This is a genomic window from Paulownia witches'-broom phytoplasma (genome assembly GCF_019396865.1).
GTDB classification, from domain to species: domain Bacteria; phylum Bacillota_I; class Bacilli_A; order Acholeplasmatales; family Acholeplasmataceae; genus Phytoplasma; species Phytoplasma asteris.
Window position 1 is genome coordinate 535,142 of record NZ_CP066882.1, and the last position, 15,995, is coordinate 551,136.

Below are 15,995 nucleotides of genomic sequence, written 5' to 3' on the forward strand. Positions count from 1 at the left end.
ATTAAGGTCTTTTGTTGGTTTTTTTAGTTTTAAAAATTCTTTTTGTTTTCCAGGTAATGGTGCCATCTTTATGAATGGTTTTGATTTTTCCATTAGAAAAATAGAAGTAGGTATTACCATTTTGGCATTTTTTCTTAATTATGATCGCCATTTGATAGTACTCCTATTTGTTTAATAATTTGTTTGACATTGGATTTGATAGAATCACTTCCATTTAAAATTAATTTATTAACTCCACTAGTATAATGAGTGAGATAATGATTGTATCCTTGGCGAACGGTTTGAAAATAAGTTAATGATTGTCTTTCAATGAGATCTCTTTGATGGTTTTTTTGTTTTTTCTTTCTAGTTCTTCCGATAATAGGGTCAATATCTAAATAAATTAATAAATCAGTTTTTTTAAGATAGTTTCATGATTCAATTTAAAGATCTTTTTTAAAGGGAAAAGTTGTTTCTTTTCCTTGGAAAAAGGAAATAATTGATAAGCATAAGTAGATGGTAACCAACGGTCTAAGATAATTAATTGATGATTTTTAAATAATTCCGCTTGGATTTGAGCCATATTAGCCAGACTTAAATAAAAACAAGTGAAATCATCTACTTGTTGAAAATTTAAAAATAAATCTCTAATTCCCTTCCCAAGTGAACTACTCCCTAAGCCTTGATACAGTTGATGAGGGGTTTTTAAGAGGGGTTGAAGGGCGTGAATAAGAGAAGTTTTCCCACTCCCGTCAAGTCCTTCGAAAACGATTAATTTCATCATTTCTTTTCTCCTTTGATTTTTATATTTGGGCATAAAAAAAGACCTTCAAATTGAAGGTCTCAAAGTATTAATTATTTAATTTTACTTAATTGGTTTAAATAAGTTGTTTTTTCTAATTCGTCTTTGGCTTTAGTTAAAAGTGCTAAGTATTTTTGACTAGCTTGAATCATTTTAGTGATAAATGTTTTATCTTGATAAATCCGCACTACATGATAACTTTGGTTGGTAAAATAAACTAAAAAATAAGCTAAATTAGCTTGAGAACAATAGAGTTGAAATTGAACTTGGGCCAGTAGTATTTGGGGATATTTTCTAACTGAGGGTGAGTTAAAAAACTAGTCCAAGTGGATGAAACTTCTTGGTTTTCATTCACAAAAGGACATTTAATTTCTAAAACAGCTCGATGTTGTTCATTGTAGCCATCTAAAGAGGCGGAAAAAAGGTTAACTTGATCATCAGTAAAAATGGTGTCTTCAAAAATTAAATTAGTTTTTTTGTATGAAAAATTCTCTAGCAATAGGTTCTATTTTTTGTCCATGAAGTGTATATTAATTAGCGGTAAAAGTGGTCCCGAAAAGTTTATCATGGACTAATTGTTCCATGGAACGAAAGGGGTCTAAACCCATAATGGAAGCGATTCCGGAAGTGTTGATGTATTTTTTTCGGTGTTGGTACCATAATTTAGTGCGTTAATTTAAGTTTTTTATTCTCATAATATTCATTCTTTCTTAAATATTTTCTTTAATAATAATAAAAGATATTTTCCTAAATAATAAATAAATTTAATTATATGATAAAAACATTTAAAAAGAAAATCAATTAGATATAAAAGATGGGGAAGAAATAATAAAAGAATTGTTAATAAACCTAAATTTAACCATTGATTTTGATAAGTAAAGAAATAATGACTGATAGTATTAAGGTTATTATTTAACTTAGTTAACCAAGTATTAATTAAATTCCACATGATGATTAAGTCGCTTCGTGGTTAAATATTGGTAAAATTGAACCACTATTCCTTGTTTTAGTTAGTGAATACTTAGTTTGACGGTGAAAAGATAAAATTTAATGACATAATAAATGATGATAATTGGAATAAATAAAAGTAGAGTGATGATGGAAAAGATGAGATTACTAGGTAAAAGAATGAAAGATTTTTTTGATGAACATGGTTTTTTGGTTTCCTTTCCAAGGTTGTGTGTTATTAAATAAAAAAAGACCCTGAGGAGGGTCTTCAAATATTAAATTGTTCTAACCATTCAATAACATCTTGATAAACTTGTTCATTATCTAAATCGTTAAATAAATTGTGATAATTTAAAGGATACAATTTTAATTTTTTATTTGTATTTTGAATCAAATCAAAAAGTTCTTGACTATTTTCTGGTAAAATAATTTGATCTTGACCGCCATGTAATAATAATATGGGAACTGGATATTGAAATAATTCGTTTATCATTTTTTCTTGAAAATATTGAATACTTAAAATCATAGTATTTCTTATAAAATTTGGTGTTAAAAAATTAATAGTACGACAATTTTTCATTTCTGTAGTTAAAGGTGATCTGGATAATTTTTCATAATTCATACCTACTGGAATGTTATCCATATTTTGAATATTTTCTGGATTAATAAAATTAATTACAGAATCTATTATTTTTGTCGGAGAACCACTATTAATAACACCATCAATATCGTTATATTTATAAACATAACAATTATTAATCATTCCACCTAAACTATGTCCTAATAAAATAATTTTTAAATTATTTTCTTGTTTTAAAGAATTAACTATTAAATGTAAGTCATCTACAAAAGTATGAAAACTATCAATATCCGCTATATTATTATTATCGCTTCTACTTTGTCCATGACTTCTAATATCATAAAGTAAAACATTATAACCAGATCGATTTAAATAGTTAGTTAGTTTTTCATATTCTTTAGAACTTTCAGCAATGCCATGAGTAATAATTATATTCGCTTTAGCGTTTTCAACTGTTTTTAGTTCTGTGTAAATACCAGTTGTAACTTTGTTTAACAAAGGATAAGCATAGATCTTTTGTTTATAAATGAAAACAAATAAAAATAAACTAATAAATAAAAAAATATTAAATAATAATAAATTCTTTTTTAATTTAAACATTTTTTATTAAATCTCCTTTAATTTTTTAATATATTTGAAAGTTAATGTTTTTATGTCTATCCAGGATGGTTTTTTTCATTTCTGCTTCTTCGGCTTTATCATTATTGTGTTTATCTTGGTAAAGGGATAAAGTTTTTCTTTTTGGGTTGAAGTGGAGGTGGAAATCGGTTAATTTGAAATTGGAGTTGGAAACATGAGCGTGACCAAGGTAATAGTCTTTGTCGTCGTCTAAGATTTGTTTAGGGCCTTTATATTTAAGGATTAAGCAATTACCGCTTGAGTCTTCTTTGAATTGTTTTTCTAATCTAACATATAAATATAATTGACTGTCGTCTTCTTTATAAAAACTAGAAAATTCAAATCCATTCACTGAGGTTTTCTAATAAGTTAAACCTCTGTTATTCCAACGGTCGAAGGGATGACGGTCTTTGATGTAGTTAGCGAGGTTAGAGGGTTCTTTTTGGGTTTCAAGGCGGTCTTTTATGGTTCCTAATTCATAAAAATTGATGTTATCTTTGTTAGCGAGTTGTTGTTGATAATAGCCAATACCATTATTAAGTCCATCAAAAGTATAATGAACTTCAATCATTGATTGAGTTATTCCTCGGTGATCAGTTTCTTTCCATTCTTTTTTTATATCAGTTTTGGTTTTTTTTAAAATAGGGATTTCTTCTTTCGGTAATTCTGGTAATTTAATGATTCCCATTTCGGTTAAAACAATAAACCAATCAATAAAAAAAGAAGTACTCCTAAAATAATAAAAACCCATTTAATGATTTTTTTAATATTAAACATGATTAGTTCCTTTCGGGTAATTTATAACATACCAATATTTTAACACATTTAACTTTTTAATTTTAATTAAAACCATTTTTTAAACCAAGAAGTTACATTATTAACTTTTCCTTTGCGCTCTCAATTATTTGTATTACATCTTCTTTAATACAAGTGAGGTGTTTCAAAACTTTGGACAACTTTTTACTTTTTAAAAATTCTTTAAGACTAACTATTAAGTTAGTCTTTTTTTCTTTTCAAGACTAAAAAAATTTCTTATCTTTTCTAAAAATGTTTTTAGGAAGGAATAAAATGTTAAGACAAAAATTATTTAAAGATTTTTTAAAAAATAAAAAGAATTTAGAAATTCTTGATCAATTAATCAAAATGCATTTGCCATTAGTAAAAAAATAGTTAAACAATTTAAATATTTCCCTAAAGCACTTCAAAGAGAAGATTTATACCAAGAAGGAATTTTAGGTCTAATCAAAGCTTTAAATAATTACCAAGATTTAGGTTATGACTTCATTGTTTATGCAATCCCAACAATTAAAGGTAAAATCACAGAACTTATCAGAGGCCTACAACCTACTTCAACTCCCATAAAGATTTTTCGGAAAGAAAAACAAGTAAGTAATATTCCTTTTGAAGAAAAACAACACCAATCTATTAAAACAAACAATCTAAACCCCCATCAAATTTGGCTAAACCAAATTAATCACGAATTATTCTTCAAAAAACTTAAAACTATTTTAAATCTCCAGGAATTCGAAATTATTAGATTAAATTTTGGGATTCCTTTAAAAAACCAAAACCAATACCCTCAAATTGAGTATTCCAACAAAAATATAGGTAAAATGTTGAAGTTATCTCCAAGGCAAGTAGAAATTATCAAAAACAAAGCAATTGCTAAATTAAAAAAAAATATAAAAAGGAAATAAATAATATGAATTATCAAAAAAATACAACTACTTACTACAATGTTGATGGCAAAACAATTTGTGGTATTCACGAACATGCCCCTGATACATGGAATTTTATTAAAACAACCTGGTTTAATAAAGATGGCAAAACAATTGATTGTATTACTGAATATAATCCCATAACAGAAGAACCAATCAAAGAAACCTATTACAATTCTGACGGAACTATTAAAGAAGAAAAACTTTTTAATCAATATAGAAACTAAACCCCTTTTTGAAGGGGTATTTTTTATACCCAAATTAAAAAAAGAAGTTAGAAAGATGATTGAAGCAGAACGCGCTTTGTTGGGGGTTGTCCTTTTAAACCCCGAAATAATTTCTTCAGTTTTTAATGAAATTACAGAAACTGACTTTTACGGTCCTCATCATAAATATATTTTTAAAGCCATGAAAATCTTACATCAAAATAATAAAGAAATTGATTATGCTTCTATAAGTGCTATTTTAGAAAATGAAAAATTATTAAAACAAATAGGAGGAATTGATTATTTAAATGAATTATCTGATTTGACGCCTTCTCCTCGACACTTAGAAACATACCATCTTTAAAAAGAGAAATTGGCGTTATTATTGCTAAATTATCTCAAATTGCAAGAAGCAAAATAGCTCCCCAAGAGATTTTAGAATTAATAGAAACAAATACTGCAAAATTAAGAAAAAAACTCACTCCCAAGTTTAAAGATTTAAAAAGTTGTGTTTCTAAAGTAATCAAAGACATTTTGGAAAACCACAATAAAAATAATTTAGTTGGAGTTAAAACAGGATTTAATAATATAGATGATTTAATTGGAGGCTTTAAACCAGGACAATTAAATATTTTAGCCGCAAGAACTGGAATGGGCAAAACTGCTTTTATGTTAAATTTGGCTGTCAAATATTGCTAAAGTTTTTCAAAATATCCCTAAAAACATAATATTTTGATTTTTAGTTTAGAAATGACATCCGAAGAATTAATTAAACGTTTAATAAGCTGTGAATCTCAGATTAGTATCAAAAAAAATGGAACAACAAAAATTAAATCGTGAAGAAAAGTTACAATTATTGCAAACAGAAGAAAAATTAAGTGAATTAAATATTTTAATTGATGATGACAGAAATACCAAAATAGAAGAAGTTAAAAGAAAATGCCGTCAATTAAAATTTCACCAAGGACTTGATATAGTTTTTATTGATTATCTACACCTTTTAAGAGACGACCAATTTCTTAATTTAAATCAAGCAATTGGGATTATTACTCGTGAATTGAAAAAATTAGCAATGGAAATACAAATTACTATTATTGCGTTAAGCCAAATGAACCGCGCAACTTTAATGAGAGAATCTAAAATCCCTAATCTTTCAGATTTAAGAGATTCAGGTTCAATTGAACAAGACGCCGATATGGTTATGTTTTTGCATCGCGAAAGTTATTATGAAAAAGATCAATTTACAAATGTTGTAGAAGATTTTACCCAATTTATTGTTGCTAAAAATCGTTCAGGTAAATTAGGCCAATGTTACTTTAATTTTGATAAAGAAATCCAAAGAATCGAGGAAAAGTAATGTTAATTTCAGAAAAAATTTTATCTCAAATCAAACCTGATAATTACTTTAAATATCCTTTTAATCAATATATGCAATTAAATCATCAAAGTTTGAATTATTATTTTCAAATTACCAAATCAACTTCCCAAAAGCAAAAAGTACTGCGTGGTAAAATTAACGCATATCTAATTTTAATTTATTTTCGAAATCGTGGAATCACCAAACAATATCCCCAAACATATTTATTTTTTATTCCTGATATCAAATTTGATTTAGTATTGTTTACCCAAAACAAACGAATTGTTGCTTTTAATTTTAAAACTTGCCTCCGTGAACGTTACAAACAAGCTATCATCGAAGCTCAACAACTAAAAAACTCGATACGCGTTTTGAATATTACTTATTAACAAATGATGCTATCGAATCCCAAAGGCTCAACAATAAAATTAAAAACGACAAAGTCCAAGGAATTGATAAAGTAATTGATTGTTTTTCTCAAAAAGCTAATATCTTTGTAAATACCTTATTCCAAAGACAATTTATATCTTTTAAAGATATTAATTTAATCAAAAATACGAAAGGAAATAATTAAAATGTGGAATAAATTAATAGTTTTTGAAGGGCTAGATGGAAGTGGCAAAACTACTTTGATTAATAAATTAAAAAAATCTTTAATTAATAAAGGACAAAAAGTAAAAGTTTACCAAGGTTTAGGAAGTAGTTCTATTGGAAACGAAATAAGTAATTTGTTTTTATACCAAAAAACAACAACCACAAAAACTAAATATTTTCTTAGTTTTGCCAACATGATTCAAATTCAAGATGAACTGATAATTCCTAATCTACTTAGTGGCCATCTTGTTATAGTTGACCGTTGGTATGATTCGACTATAGCTTATCAAAGAAAAGGTAATTCCATAGATTATGATGATGAAATAACATCAAAAAATTATTAATCAACATTTACTCAAACCTCATTTAACTTTCTATCTAGATATTGACCCCCAAATTGGATTACAACGAAAACAAACCTAATCAAATCATAAATTAGATCTCATTGAAAAAAAACCATTAAATTATTTTGAAAATGTTCGTCAAAATTATTTAAAACAACATAAATACTGTAATGATGCAAATTGTAAACACCAAAATTGCAAGCATTTTTTAATTAATGCAACCAACTCACAAAAAGATAATTTAGCCCAAATAATCAAAACTTTAATTAATAAAAAAATATTATAAAAAAGGGGACAAAACAATGACTAAGAAAGAATTAATCAAAGAAGTTGCAAAGCAACTAAAACTTCAGTTGCAAAAACCGAAGAATTTTACAATTCATTTGAAAATACCTTAATTGAATCAATCACATCCAACGAAGAGGTAGTTTTATCACCTCAACTCGGCAAGTTCGTCCTCAAATCCCGCAATGCACGCGTGGGACGAAACCCCCAAACAGGCAAAAACTCAAAATCCCTTCAAAAACTGTGGTAACTTTCAAATTACCAAAAAACCTCAAAGATAAAGTCAAAACCCTTAAATTAGAATAAAAAGGAGATAAAAACATGAGTGATGGATTGACAGAAGCATACCGTGGGACTTATTTCAAAGACTGTAGCAAACCAATAACCAAGAAAAAAATCAACAAATACCGCCAACCCAAAGTGAAATGGCTTAATTTATCCCACCCCAATAAAACTTTTAAAACAAAAAGAAATCGTTTAAAAAACGAAGTAAAATTCTTAAAAATTATTAAGAAAGGTAAAAAAATATGTGGTTATTTTCAATAGTTACAACAATTAGCAATTTTATTCTAAATTATACCAAAGGATTTAGCACTACCGAAATACTTGAACGAAGAATGGATGGAATCCAAACAACAATTTTCACTATTCTTATTGTTTCTGGGTTCAAACCTATTTTTAAATTAATTACAAACACTTTAATTTTCATCAAAGATATAATTTTGGCTATCTTTTTCAAAAAAATACAAAACTTAGAAATCCAAAATGCCAGACAAGAATATTTAGAGCAAAAATTATTACAAAAAATAGATAAAATCAATGAAACCCAAGAAAAACTCCAATCCCAAATAGAAATACAAAAAGTCAAAGTTGCTAATTGGAAAGAGAAAAAAAGAAGAAAAAACAACTTAAATCAAAAAACACCAATTCAATTATAAACAAGGAGGATGGAAATGAATGATCTAAATTTCTCTATTGGATTTATCGTTGGCGCTCTATTTACAACTTCTTTAATGTTTATCATTAAAAAAATATTTTTTAATTTTCTTCCATCGCCAGAAAACGATGAATTAAATGAGCCAAAAAAAGAAAATAAAACTAAAAGTTTATTTTCAATTATTACAAATCCAAATAACGAATCAAAAGAAAAAAACAATCCAATTAATGAAAAGGAGGATGGAAATAATTAAAAAAAATTATTTTATATCAATTTAATAATACTTATTTTAACAGCATCCATAATTGGGTATCTTTGTTAAATCGTAATTTTAAATAATAATAATTCATTCTTTAAAAGAAAGTAGATGAATTAAAACAAGAAATTAAAAGAAAAATTTAATAAAATAGATAAAAAAATTAACTAAATTATAGATAATTTAGAAAAAACAGAAGAAAAAAACAAAAGAAAGGAAATTTAATTTAAAATGAGAAAAATCCAAAAAACAAAAAAAGTTATTAACACAAAAAATATTCGAACTAAAAGATATTTTTCAATCTCTTTTTACTTTTAACAATGATAATTTCAATTATAGGAGGAGTTAGTTATTACTTTATTAAAAATAATAATAATCCCATTTGTGAAATTATTGTCAACAAACAAACTTTTTTACAATCAAACAATAATGGTTGTTTTGATGATGATAATAACAAAATTGAACAATTAAACGAAGAAATAACTATTAAAAATGAAGAATTGAAAGATTCTAATTTATCTTCCCAAGAAAAAAAATAATAGAAGAAATTATTAAATTGAAAAATCAACAAAAAGAAGAATTAAAAACTGATTTATTATTAAAAAAATTCTTAAAAAAATCTGAAGAAGAAATTTTAGAAATTGATAACAAAATCAAAACAACAAATCAACTGGAAGAAAAACATTTGCTTACAGAAACAAAACTACTTAAAGAAAAAGAAATTATTAAATATAAAAATTTATTAAAAGATAAAGAAATAAATATTGTTAATATTAAACAATTAGAAGAAAAATTAGTTCAACCCGATTTAATTAGCACAACTAAGAATGCTTTAGAAAACCAAAAAATCCAAGCTCAAAATAAAATCAAAAACATAAATGAACAAATAACTAAAAAAACAAATACCATTAATTTACAAACCAATCTTAATGCCATTGAAAAAGAATTACAAGACCCTCAAATTTCTCCTGAATTAAAAAAATATTTAATTAAATATAAAGAAAACACCCAAACCAAAATAACTAATTTAGAACAACAATAAAATAAATGATTACATTAACATTTATTGAAAAAATCTTTATTTGTTTTGTTTGTATTTTAATTGTTTTTGGATTTGCAAATATTATTTATCAACCCCCAAAAAATGATTTTGTACAACCCATTAATTCAACAAATAATTTAAAAGAACATATCAATCTTAAAAGCGAACATTTAAAAGAAAATATAAACTCATTAGAAAAAAAGTAGATATAATTCATACAAAAATAGCAGAACATTTGAAAATTTTATCTCATAGATAATTATTTTTATGATAAAATCATCCCCATAAAAGAAAAAGAAATAAATAATATGAAACTTTATAATGTGTTTTTAGGAGAAAACAGCGATAGAAAAGATGCTTTAGGGTGGCTTCATCATCATTTCCCCAACAAAAAACTTTTAAAAGTAATTTTAGTTACGCCCTTTATAATAATAATTCTTTAAATAATGAAATTAATTTTCAATACCGCATTAAAGAGCAACCCCCTAAAGATTTTTTGTTAGTGTATTTTGATGGAGGAACTAGAAATGGCACCAATAATGTTTATAATTTAGACAATTTAACCCAATTGGGTAATGGTGCTTCTAATTTGTATTTTTTTGGAGCAATAACAAACCTTATGTCTCAGAATCAACTTCTTTTGCTCCTGAAAATTATCATTTAGAAATTATATATGATAAAGGAACTAATTTTGGTGGCCCTAGTTATTTAGCAATAGATAAAATAATTATTAAAGATATTCAAAAGGATAAAATTGTAGCCGTTTACCCAATTAATCAAAAAATTGAAGAACCTTTTTATATTTATAATTATGATTTTGTTCTAAAATTTCCTTATTATAATTATATTCAAGAAGGATTATTATGGTCAAATAATCATATTAAATTTTAAAAAAGATTGATTTATATGAAAAACGTTTTGGACAACATCGCACTTTATATTATGATGTTGAATAAAAAAAGAAAGGAAAAAATATGAAATTAAAAAAAATTTATTTAATTTTTTGGGTGTTTGTATTTTAGCGGTTTTGGGTTTATGGATTTAAGGTTTTTTTTCCCAAACTTCCAAACAAAACGATTTGCCGCAAAATAATTCGTTAACACCTCAAAAAACCAAGAATTAGATGAAATATCAAAATATCTCGAAGAATTCAAAAAAACTAATGAAATTCAAATCGAAGAACAAAGAAAACCCTTCAACAAATACAACATTTAGACCAACAAATTAAATTAAATTTAGACATAATAAATGATTTTAATATAGAAGAAAAAAACTTAACAACAAAAAAAGAAACAAAAGAAACTAACCTCAAAAACAAAGACTTAAAAGAAGAAGATAAAACCAAATTACAAGAAGAAATTAACTCTTTAACCCAAAAACTCCAAGAAAATAAAGATAAAAAAAGAATCTATTCATAAAAAAACTTTAGACTTAATCGAACAAAAAAAACAATTATTAACTACAAAAACTAATAACCAAGAAAGAATTCAAACTATTACTTCTCAAATCACCAAAACTAGTAAAAATTTATTTATTAATGAAAAACTTCAAAGTTTGAAAGAAGCAATGGTTTTGAATAACGCTAATAAAAACATCATTAAAGATTTAATGATTCAAAACAAAGATAATGTTGAAGAATTTCAAAATTTAAAAAGTTATGATTTGTTTTTAGGTGGTCAATTAATTAAATTCGATAAACAAATCAAACAATTACAAGAAGAAATTAAAACTTTACAAAATAATATTCCTTTTCACCCTCCAAAACAACAAGTTATGTTTTCTGATGTCTATGGAATGAAACAAGAAAAAGAAGAGTTAGAAGATTTAGTAGAATCTTTTCAAGACGACGACACTTCTATGGTTAATTTTGACAAATTAATTCCTAGAGGATATTTCCACCAGGAACAAGCAAAAGTTTTTTAATTAAAGCTTTATGCAATGAATTAGGAATACACTATATTGAATTAGAACCTTCAAAATTTGATAAGACTTACGTTGGTGAAGGAAATGAAGAATTAGAAAAAATATGGCAAGAAGCAGAAAATCATGATAAAACTATTATATTTATTGATGAAATTAGCGGACTTGCCAATCGCGAAGATAACCAATCTAACAAAACAAGTATTAATATTGTTAATAATTTATCAACTAAATTAGATGGCTTTAAAAGAAGTAATAAAAAATTGTCTTAATGGGCGCTACCAATCATTTAGACAAAATTGATAGTGCTTTAAGAAGTAGATTTAGCAAAGAAATTAAAATTGATTTATTAAAAGATGATGAAATTGAAGGATTTTTACAATTTTTAGTAACTGATTATAAAATTAGTTATCACACTTACCTTCATTTAAAAGAAATTGCTAATAGATGCAAAGGCAAAAATTATTCTACTAGAAATTTAAAAGAAAAAATAATTGATAGTGCTTATATTAAAGCCAAAAAATATAAACGTAAAAACCCTAATCATGAAGTGATGTTAGCTTCTGATTTGGATGAAGCTATTAATATTTTCCAAAATATTAAAGTTTCTGAAACAACTAAAGAAGTTAGAAGAAAAGAATGTGAAGATCAATATGTAGAATGGGAAAAAGATTTGTTAAAATACTTGAACCCACCCAAAAGTAACATTCAAATTAATATAGAATACACCTTCTATGGCTTAAATGGTTTAGGCAAGGGACAACACCAAGAATACGAACCAACTGACATCCCACCTTTTTACAAAAATCCTTTCAATAAATGGAAATATAAAAACGACCAAATTGATTATTTTGACGGTTTTAGCATCCAACGTAAACGCGGAGATTCACAATTCACGGTATCATTAATCCAAGACCCAACCAACCACACTATAGAACTTAACTACGAAGGACCAAAATGGTTACTTGAAGAAGATAAAGATTTTTACATAGATGAATTTAAATGTCGTGAATTTGAAAGTATTAAAAATTTTGATGGTAAATTTAGATAAAAAAACTACTATCTTCACTTCAATCCAGTCAAAAAATACATTACCCTTTATACCAAGAAATTTAATATTAAAGAAACTAAAAAATCATTATAACCAAGAACAAGAGGATAAAATAATATTAAGACCAACTTTCAAGTTGGTCTTTTTAATTAATTTAATGAAATGTGATATCTTCTTAAATAAACAATCAAAATTTTAATGTTATAATCTTGATTTGAGGTATAATTAGGATAGTTTATATAACTAATTTCAATTTAAGTAGGGTAAATGCCTCTATTTATCTTAAAATTTTAAGTTGTAGAAAAATAGTTAAAAAACAAGAAAGAGGTTATCAAAATGTCAAATACATTAAAACTAAAACCATTTGTCAAATGGTCGGGTGGAAAACCCAACTTTGGCCATTTTTGAAAGTTGTTATGAATGTTAAATATGAAACTTATTTTGAACCTTTTTTAGGAGGTGGGAGTGTTTTTTTTTAGTTTGGAACCTCAAAAAGCTGTTTTGTCTGATATTAATGAAGAATTGATAACTGCTTGGCATACTTTAAAATCACAATCTCGTGATGTTGTTAATTTATTAAAAACATATATTAAACGTTTAAAATTAGAAAAAAAGATTTTTATTATCAATTGCGCGACCAAAAAACCTCTTCGTTGGATAATATTTCAAAAACTGCTCGCTTTATTTTTCTTAATAAAACTTGTTTTAATGGTCTTTATCGTGTTAATTCTAAAAATCAATTTAACTCTCCATTTAATGGGAAAAATGATGTTTGTTTATCAACTATCATTAACGAATCTAATCTTAAAAATATCACATTATTGTTAAAAAAGAATGAAATTAAAATCCAAAACCAAGATTACGCAACAATAGTTGCTCAAACACAAATTAATGATTTATTGTTTTGTGATCCTCCTTATGATTCAGATACTCAAACTTTTAACAGCTATAATGCATCCCCTTTTAATCAAACAAACCAAAAAGATTTGTTTGAATCTTTAAAAGCAGCTCATTTAAGAGGAGTTAAATGGGTTTTAACTAATCACGACACTCAATTAATTAACCACTTATACAAAGATTTTAATTTTATAAGAATTCCTGTTAATCGTTTTATCAATTCCCAAAGCTGCAATCGGAAAAATAACACCTACGAAACAATTATTACGAATTTTACATTAAGAGATGACCAAATTAAACAAATAAATAATTTATTGTTTTTCAAAGAGTTAAAATCTACATCTTATTTTTTAAAGGATTATGTTTCGTGGGAAAAAAAAGTTAATCATTTTATAAACCAAAATGAAGAAATTATTAAAAAATGGAATAAACTTAAATCCAAAACTGAGCAAGAATTTTATGATAAATTTGAATTACAATGGCAAGAATTATCAAATGCTTTTGAATTTTTGCCAATATTATTAGCTAACAATCGTTTTGCGAAAAACGAAAAATTTATTTATTTTAACAACCAAAACCAAGAAATTACTTTTGACCGCCAAGATAAAGAAGTTGTCATTAATTTTATTAAAGAATCAAAACTTCTAACTAATGTTTTTGTAAATTCAAATTTTAATCAAAATATTAAAGATTATATTTTTGGGGTTTTGGTGGGGTTGGATTCTAACTCAAGGGTTTTTTGTAGGCGATTACTGATTTTTTAAAAATATTGTTTCTTTTAAAAAAAATCTTTTTCTTATTACTTATATTATAACATTAATAATTTTAATAATTTAAAGTTTTTTTAAGTTTTTTAAAATTTATAAATAATTTTATTTATTTTTTTCCAACAACAAAAGCCGTCTAATAATTAGACAGCAAAATTAACTAAAAATATTGAATTTAAAATAATTTAATCAAATTAAATTAAGATGAAATTTGAAAACTTTGAATATAATTATTTTCAAGATATCTATACCAATATTGACATTCAACTTTATTTAATATTTTAATATCTTTTTTTTCATAATCTTTTTTAAGTTTTAATTTAAGTTTTTGTAACTTAAAATATTTTTTAAAATTCTTATTAAGAAAATGATTTTTTGGTTGAATACCAGATAAATTTAAACTAAAATAATTAGAATTTTGAAATTGTTGTGAATTCATATAAGATTTACACAACAAAGTCAAATTATGTGGAATTTTAATATTTTTTCCATTAACTCTTTGTTTAATATTCCATTCAAATATATTAGAAAAATTAAAATTAACCACTGGAAATGGACTTAATTCTATTTCTTTAATTATATCATAAGGAAATAATGCCAAAAAAGATTTTTGCGGACAAGTAAAACATGTACGAGAAAATCCAAACAAATGACGACTATAAAAATCAATTCCTTTATTAGAATTTGTTTCAATTAGTTTATCATTTTTAGAAACATATTTACTAACATATGAAACAATTTTATTGACATAATCTTTTTTATCAAAAGTACCTTTATAAAAAGCTTTACATTTACTAATTTCAATTTTTTCAAATAAAAGATTTTTTTTGATGGTCTAAAAATTTGCACGTTTTGACTAATTGGATTTAAATGTTTATAATGTTTTATATTATTTTTATTCATAACAGATGCATAAGCATTAGCCCAAAGCAAAGTAATTTTTGGCACTTTAACATTATTTTTCTCGTAATAATTTTGAGGTATTTTAATATTACCTTTTTCATCTATTTTATGCATTAAATAATCATCATAAAAAATACTCTTATTTCCTTTAATAGGTCGGTTTTTTAAACCCAAAGCATAATCTTTATCAGTACACAAATAACGAGAATATCCACCAAAAGAATTTAAAACATCAATATTAAAAATAATATGATAATGAATAACTCCTAATTTAGTAGTTTCTAAAGACCAAAAATAACGAAAATCTTGCATTTTAGAATAAAACAAATCGTTTTGAGAGAATTGTTGAAATAAATTTGATAAATAACTTTTTCTCACTAAACGAATAAAACGTTTCCTTACTTGCCCCATAATATCAGGTTCATGAGTATATTTTATAGTTTTACCTTGTAAATCATCATAAGGAGCTGTCAAAGTAATAAAAGATATTTTTTTAGAATCTTTGAAATTATATAAAAGTTTATCCTTAGCATTTTGTGAAGAATCTCGATAATGCCTTAAAATTTTTGATTTTGGTTTAATTTCTTGCAATTTATTTTCTTTTAATTGTTTTTTTAAAGAATAATCCAATTTCAAATCATCATCACTTAATGACAAATACCTTTCTTCTTTTTTTTCTTTTAAATGTTTTTTATAATATTTAATTCGTTCCAAAGGTTCAAACATAAAATAATTAAACCCTTTTAAACGAGTTTCATAACCATTATCTTTTTTATTTACTTTATAAATAT

At 25.1% G+C, this 15,995-nt stretch carries 20 protein-coding genes and 8 pseudogenes; 20 read left to right on the forward strand and 8 right to left on the reverse strand.

What is annotated here, in order from left to right:
* Position 1 precedes the first annotated feature (1 nt).
* From HGD80_RS02830 to HGD80_RS02860, 6 genes and pseudogenes are all read right to left on the reverse strand, one after another.
* Positions 2-151, reverse strand: coding sequence for a hypothetical protein (locus tag HGD80_RS02830; RefSeq protein ID WP_219474344.1), 150 nt, complete (start codon positions 149-151; stop codon positions 2-4).
* Positions 152-382: 231 nt separating this feature from the next.
* Entirely contained in the window at positions 383-796 is a 414-nt protein-coding gene (locus HGD80_RS05445) for a dTMP kinase (RefSeq protein WP_264081072.1), read from the reverse strand.
* Positions 797-834: 38 nt separating this feature from the next.
* Positions 835-1,416, reverse strand: a pseudogene (locus HGD80_RS02845) (lambda-exonuclease family protein).
* A 65-nt stretch (positions 1,417-1,481) separates the two neighbouring features.
* Positions 1,482-1,730, reverse strand: a complete 249-nt coding sequence (locus tag HGD80_RS02850; RefSeq protein WP_219474346.1) for a hypothetical protein — start codon at positions 1,728-1,730, stop codon at positions 1,482-1,484.
* A gap of 267 nt (positions 1,731-1,997) precedes the next feature.
* On the reverse strand, positions 1,998-2,909 hold the full coding sequence (locus tag HGD80_RS02855; protein ID WP_219474349.1) for an alpha/beta hydrolase: 912 nt from the start codon (positions 2,907-2,909) through the stop codon (positions 1,998-2,000).
* A gap of 25 nt (positions 2,910-2,934) precedes the next feature.
* Positions 2,935-3,704: pseudogene (locus HGD80_RS02860) on the reverse strand (effector).
* 291 nt (positions 3,705-3,995) lie between these two features.
* Here HGD80_RS02860 and HGD80_RS02865 point away from each other — a divergent pair.
* From HGD80_RS02865 to HGD80_RS05635, 20 genes and pseudogenes are all read left to right on the forward strand, one after another.
* Positions 3,996-4,624 (forward strand): annotated as a pseudogene (locus HGD80_RS02865) (sigma-70 family RNA polymerase sigma factor).
* A gap of 5 nt (positions 4,625-4,629) precedes the next feature.
* Positions 4,630-4,872 (forward strand): DUF2963 domain-containing protein, encoded by a 243-nt coding sequence (locus tag HGD80_RS02870; RefSeq protein WP_219474352.1) that lies wholly within the window; start codon positions 4,630-4,632, stop codon positions 4,870-4,872.
* Positions 4,873-4,927: 55 nt separating this feature from the next.
* A complete protein-coding gene (locus tag HGD80_RS04980; RefSeq protein WP_225904288.1) occupies positions 4,928-5,215 on the forward strand; it encodes a DnaB-like helicase N-terminal domain-containing protein in 288 nt (95 codons plus the stop codon).
* Between the two features lie 170 nt (positions 5,216-5,385).
* Positions 5,386-5,550 (forward strand): DnaB-like helicase C-terminal domain-containing protein, encoded by a 165-nt coding sequence (locus tag HGD80_RS05610; protein WP_318839863.1) that lies wholly within the window; start codon positions 5,386-5,388, stop codon positions 5,548-5,550.
* A 115-nt stretch (positions 5,551-5,665) separates the two neighbouring features.
* Positions 5,666-6,208 carry a DnaB-like helicase C-terminal domain-containing protein gene (locus tag HGD80_RS04985; RefSeq protein ID WP_264081073.1) on the forward strand — a complete coding sequence of 181 codons (543 nt, stop codon included), beginning with the start codon at positions 5,666-5,668 and terminating at the stop codon, positions 6,206-6,208.
* Positions 6,208-6,782 (forward strand): annotated as a pseudogene (locus HGD80_RS04990) (hypothetical protein). The gene HGD80_RS04985 and the pseudogene HGD80_RS04990 overlap by 1 nt, the downstream one beginning before the upstream one ends.
* 1 nt (position 6,783) lies before the next feature.
* Positions 6,784-7,432, forward strand: a pseudogene (gene tmk, locus HGD80_RS02885) (dTMP kinase).
* A gap of 16 nt (positions 7,433-7,448) precedes the next feature.
* Positions 7,449-7,737, forward strand: a pseudogene (locus HGD80_RS02890) (HU family DNA-binding protein).
* A gap of 15 nt (positions 7,738-7,752) precedes the next feature.
* Positions 7,753-7,977: a hypothetical protein gene (locus tag HGD80_RS02895; protein ID WP_225904289.1), complete on the forward strand. Its 225-nt coding sequence runs from the start codon at positions 7,753-7,755 to the stop codon at positions 7,975-7,977.
* Positions 7,959-8,392, forward strand: a pseudogene (locus HGD80_RS02900) (hypothetical protein). The gene HGD80_RS02895 and the pseudogene HGD80_RS02900 overlap by 19 nt, the downstream one beginning before the upstream one ends.
* Positions 8,385-8,621, forward strand: a complete 237-nt coding sequence (locus HGD80_RS05455) for a hypothetical protein (protein WP_264081074.1) — start codon at positions 8,385-8,387, stop codon at positions 8,619-8,621. Before HGD80_RS02900 ends, HGD80_RS05455 begins: the two are co-directional and overlap by 8 nt.
* 323 nt (positions 8,622-8,944) lie before the next feature.
* Positions 8,945-9,163 (forward strand): hypothetical protein, encoded by a 219-nt coding sequence (locus HGD80_RS02910; protein ID WP_219474358.1) that lies wholly within the window; start codon positions 8,945-8,947, stop codon positions 9,161-9,163.
* A 17-nt stretch (positions 9,164-9,180) separates the two neighbouring features.
* Positions 9,181-9,666 (forward strand): hypothetical protein, encoded by a 486-nt coding sequence (locus tag HGD80_RS02915; protein WP_219474361.1) that lies wholly within the window; start codon positions 9,181-9,183, stop codon positions 9,664-9,666.
* A gap of 5 nt (positions 9,667-9,671) precedes the next feature.
* Positions 9,672-9,872: a hypothetical protein gene (locus tag HGD80_RS04995; protein ID WP_225904290.1), complete on the forward strand. Its 201-nt coding sequence runs from the start codon at positions 9,672-9,674 to the stop codon at positions 9,870-9,872.
* Positions 9,873-10,030: 158 nt separating this feature from the next.
* Entirely contained in the window at positions 10,031-10,330 is a 300-nt protein-coding gene (locus HGD80_RS05000) for a hypothetical protein (protein ID WP_225904291.1), read from the forward strand.
* Positions 10,331-11,220: 890 nt separating this feature from the next.
* Entirely contained in the window at positions 11,221-11,589 is a 369-nt protein-coding gene (locus HGD80_RS05615; RefSeq protein ID WP_318839864.1) for a hypothetical protein, read from the forward strand.
* Between the two features lie 26 nt (positions 11,590-11,615).
* Entirely contained in the window at positions 11,616-11,858 is a 243-nt protein-coding gene (locus tag HGD80_RS05620; protein ID WP_318839887.1) for an ATP-binding protein, read from the forward strand.
* Positions 11,858-12,637, forward strand: a complete 780-nt coding sequence (locus tag HGD80_RS05625) for a hypothetical protein (RefSeq protein WP_318839865.1) — start codon at positions 11,858-11,860, stop codon at positions 12,635-12,637. Before HGD80_RS05620 ends, HGD80_RS05625 begins: the two co-directional genes overlap by 1 nt.
* Positions 12,638-13,053: 416 nt before the next feature.
* Positions 13,054-13,746, forward strand: a pseudogene (locus tag HGD80_RS05630) (DNA adenine methylase); the annotation flags it as partial.
* A gap of 102 nt (positions 13,747-13,848) precedes the next feature.
* The gene (locus HGD80_RS05635) at positions 13,849-14,298 is read left to right on the forward strand and encodes a type II restriction endonuclease (RefSeq protein ID WP_225904449.1); all 450 of its coding nucleotides are present in this window, start codon (positions 13,849-13,851) and stop codon (positions 14,296-14,298) included.
* A 202-nt stretch (positions 14,299-14,500) separates the two neighbouring features.
* Here the strand turns inward: HGD80_RS05635 and HGD80_RS05015 are convergent, their stop codons facing one another.
* Both HGD80_RS05015 and HGD80_RS05020 read right to left on the reverse strand, forming a co-directional pair.
* The gene (locus HGD80_RS05015; protein ID WP_225904292.1) at positions 14,501-14,950 is read right to left on the reverse strand and encodes a hypothetical protein; all 450 of its coding nucleotides are present in this window, start codon (positions 14,948-14,950) and stop codon (positions 14,501-14,503) included.
* A gap of 44 nt (positions 14,951-14,994) precedes the next feature.
* Positions 14,995-15,930: a hypothetical protein gene (locus tag HGD80_RS05020; protein WP_225904293.1), complete on the reverse strand. Its 936-nt coding sequence runs from the start codon at positions 15,928-15,930 to the stop codon at positions 14,995-14,997.
* Positions 15,931-15,995: the final 65 nt, after the last annotated feature.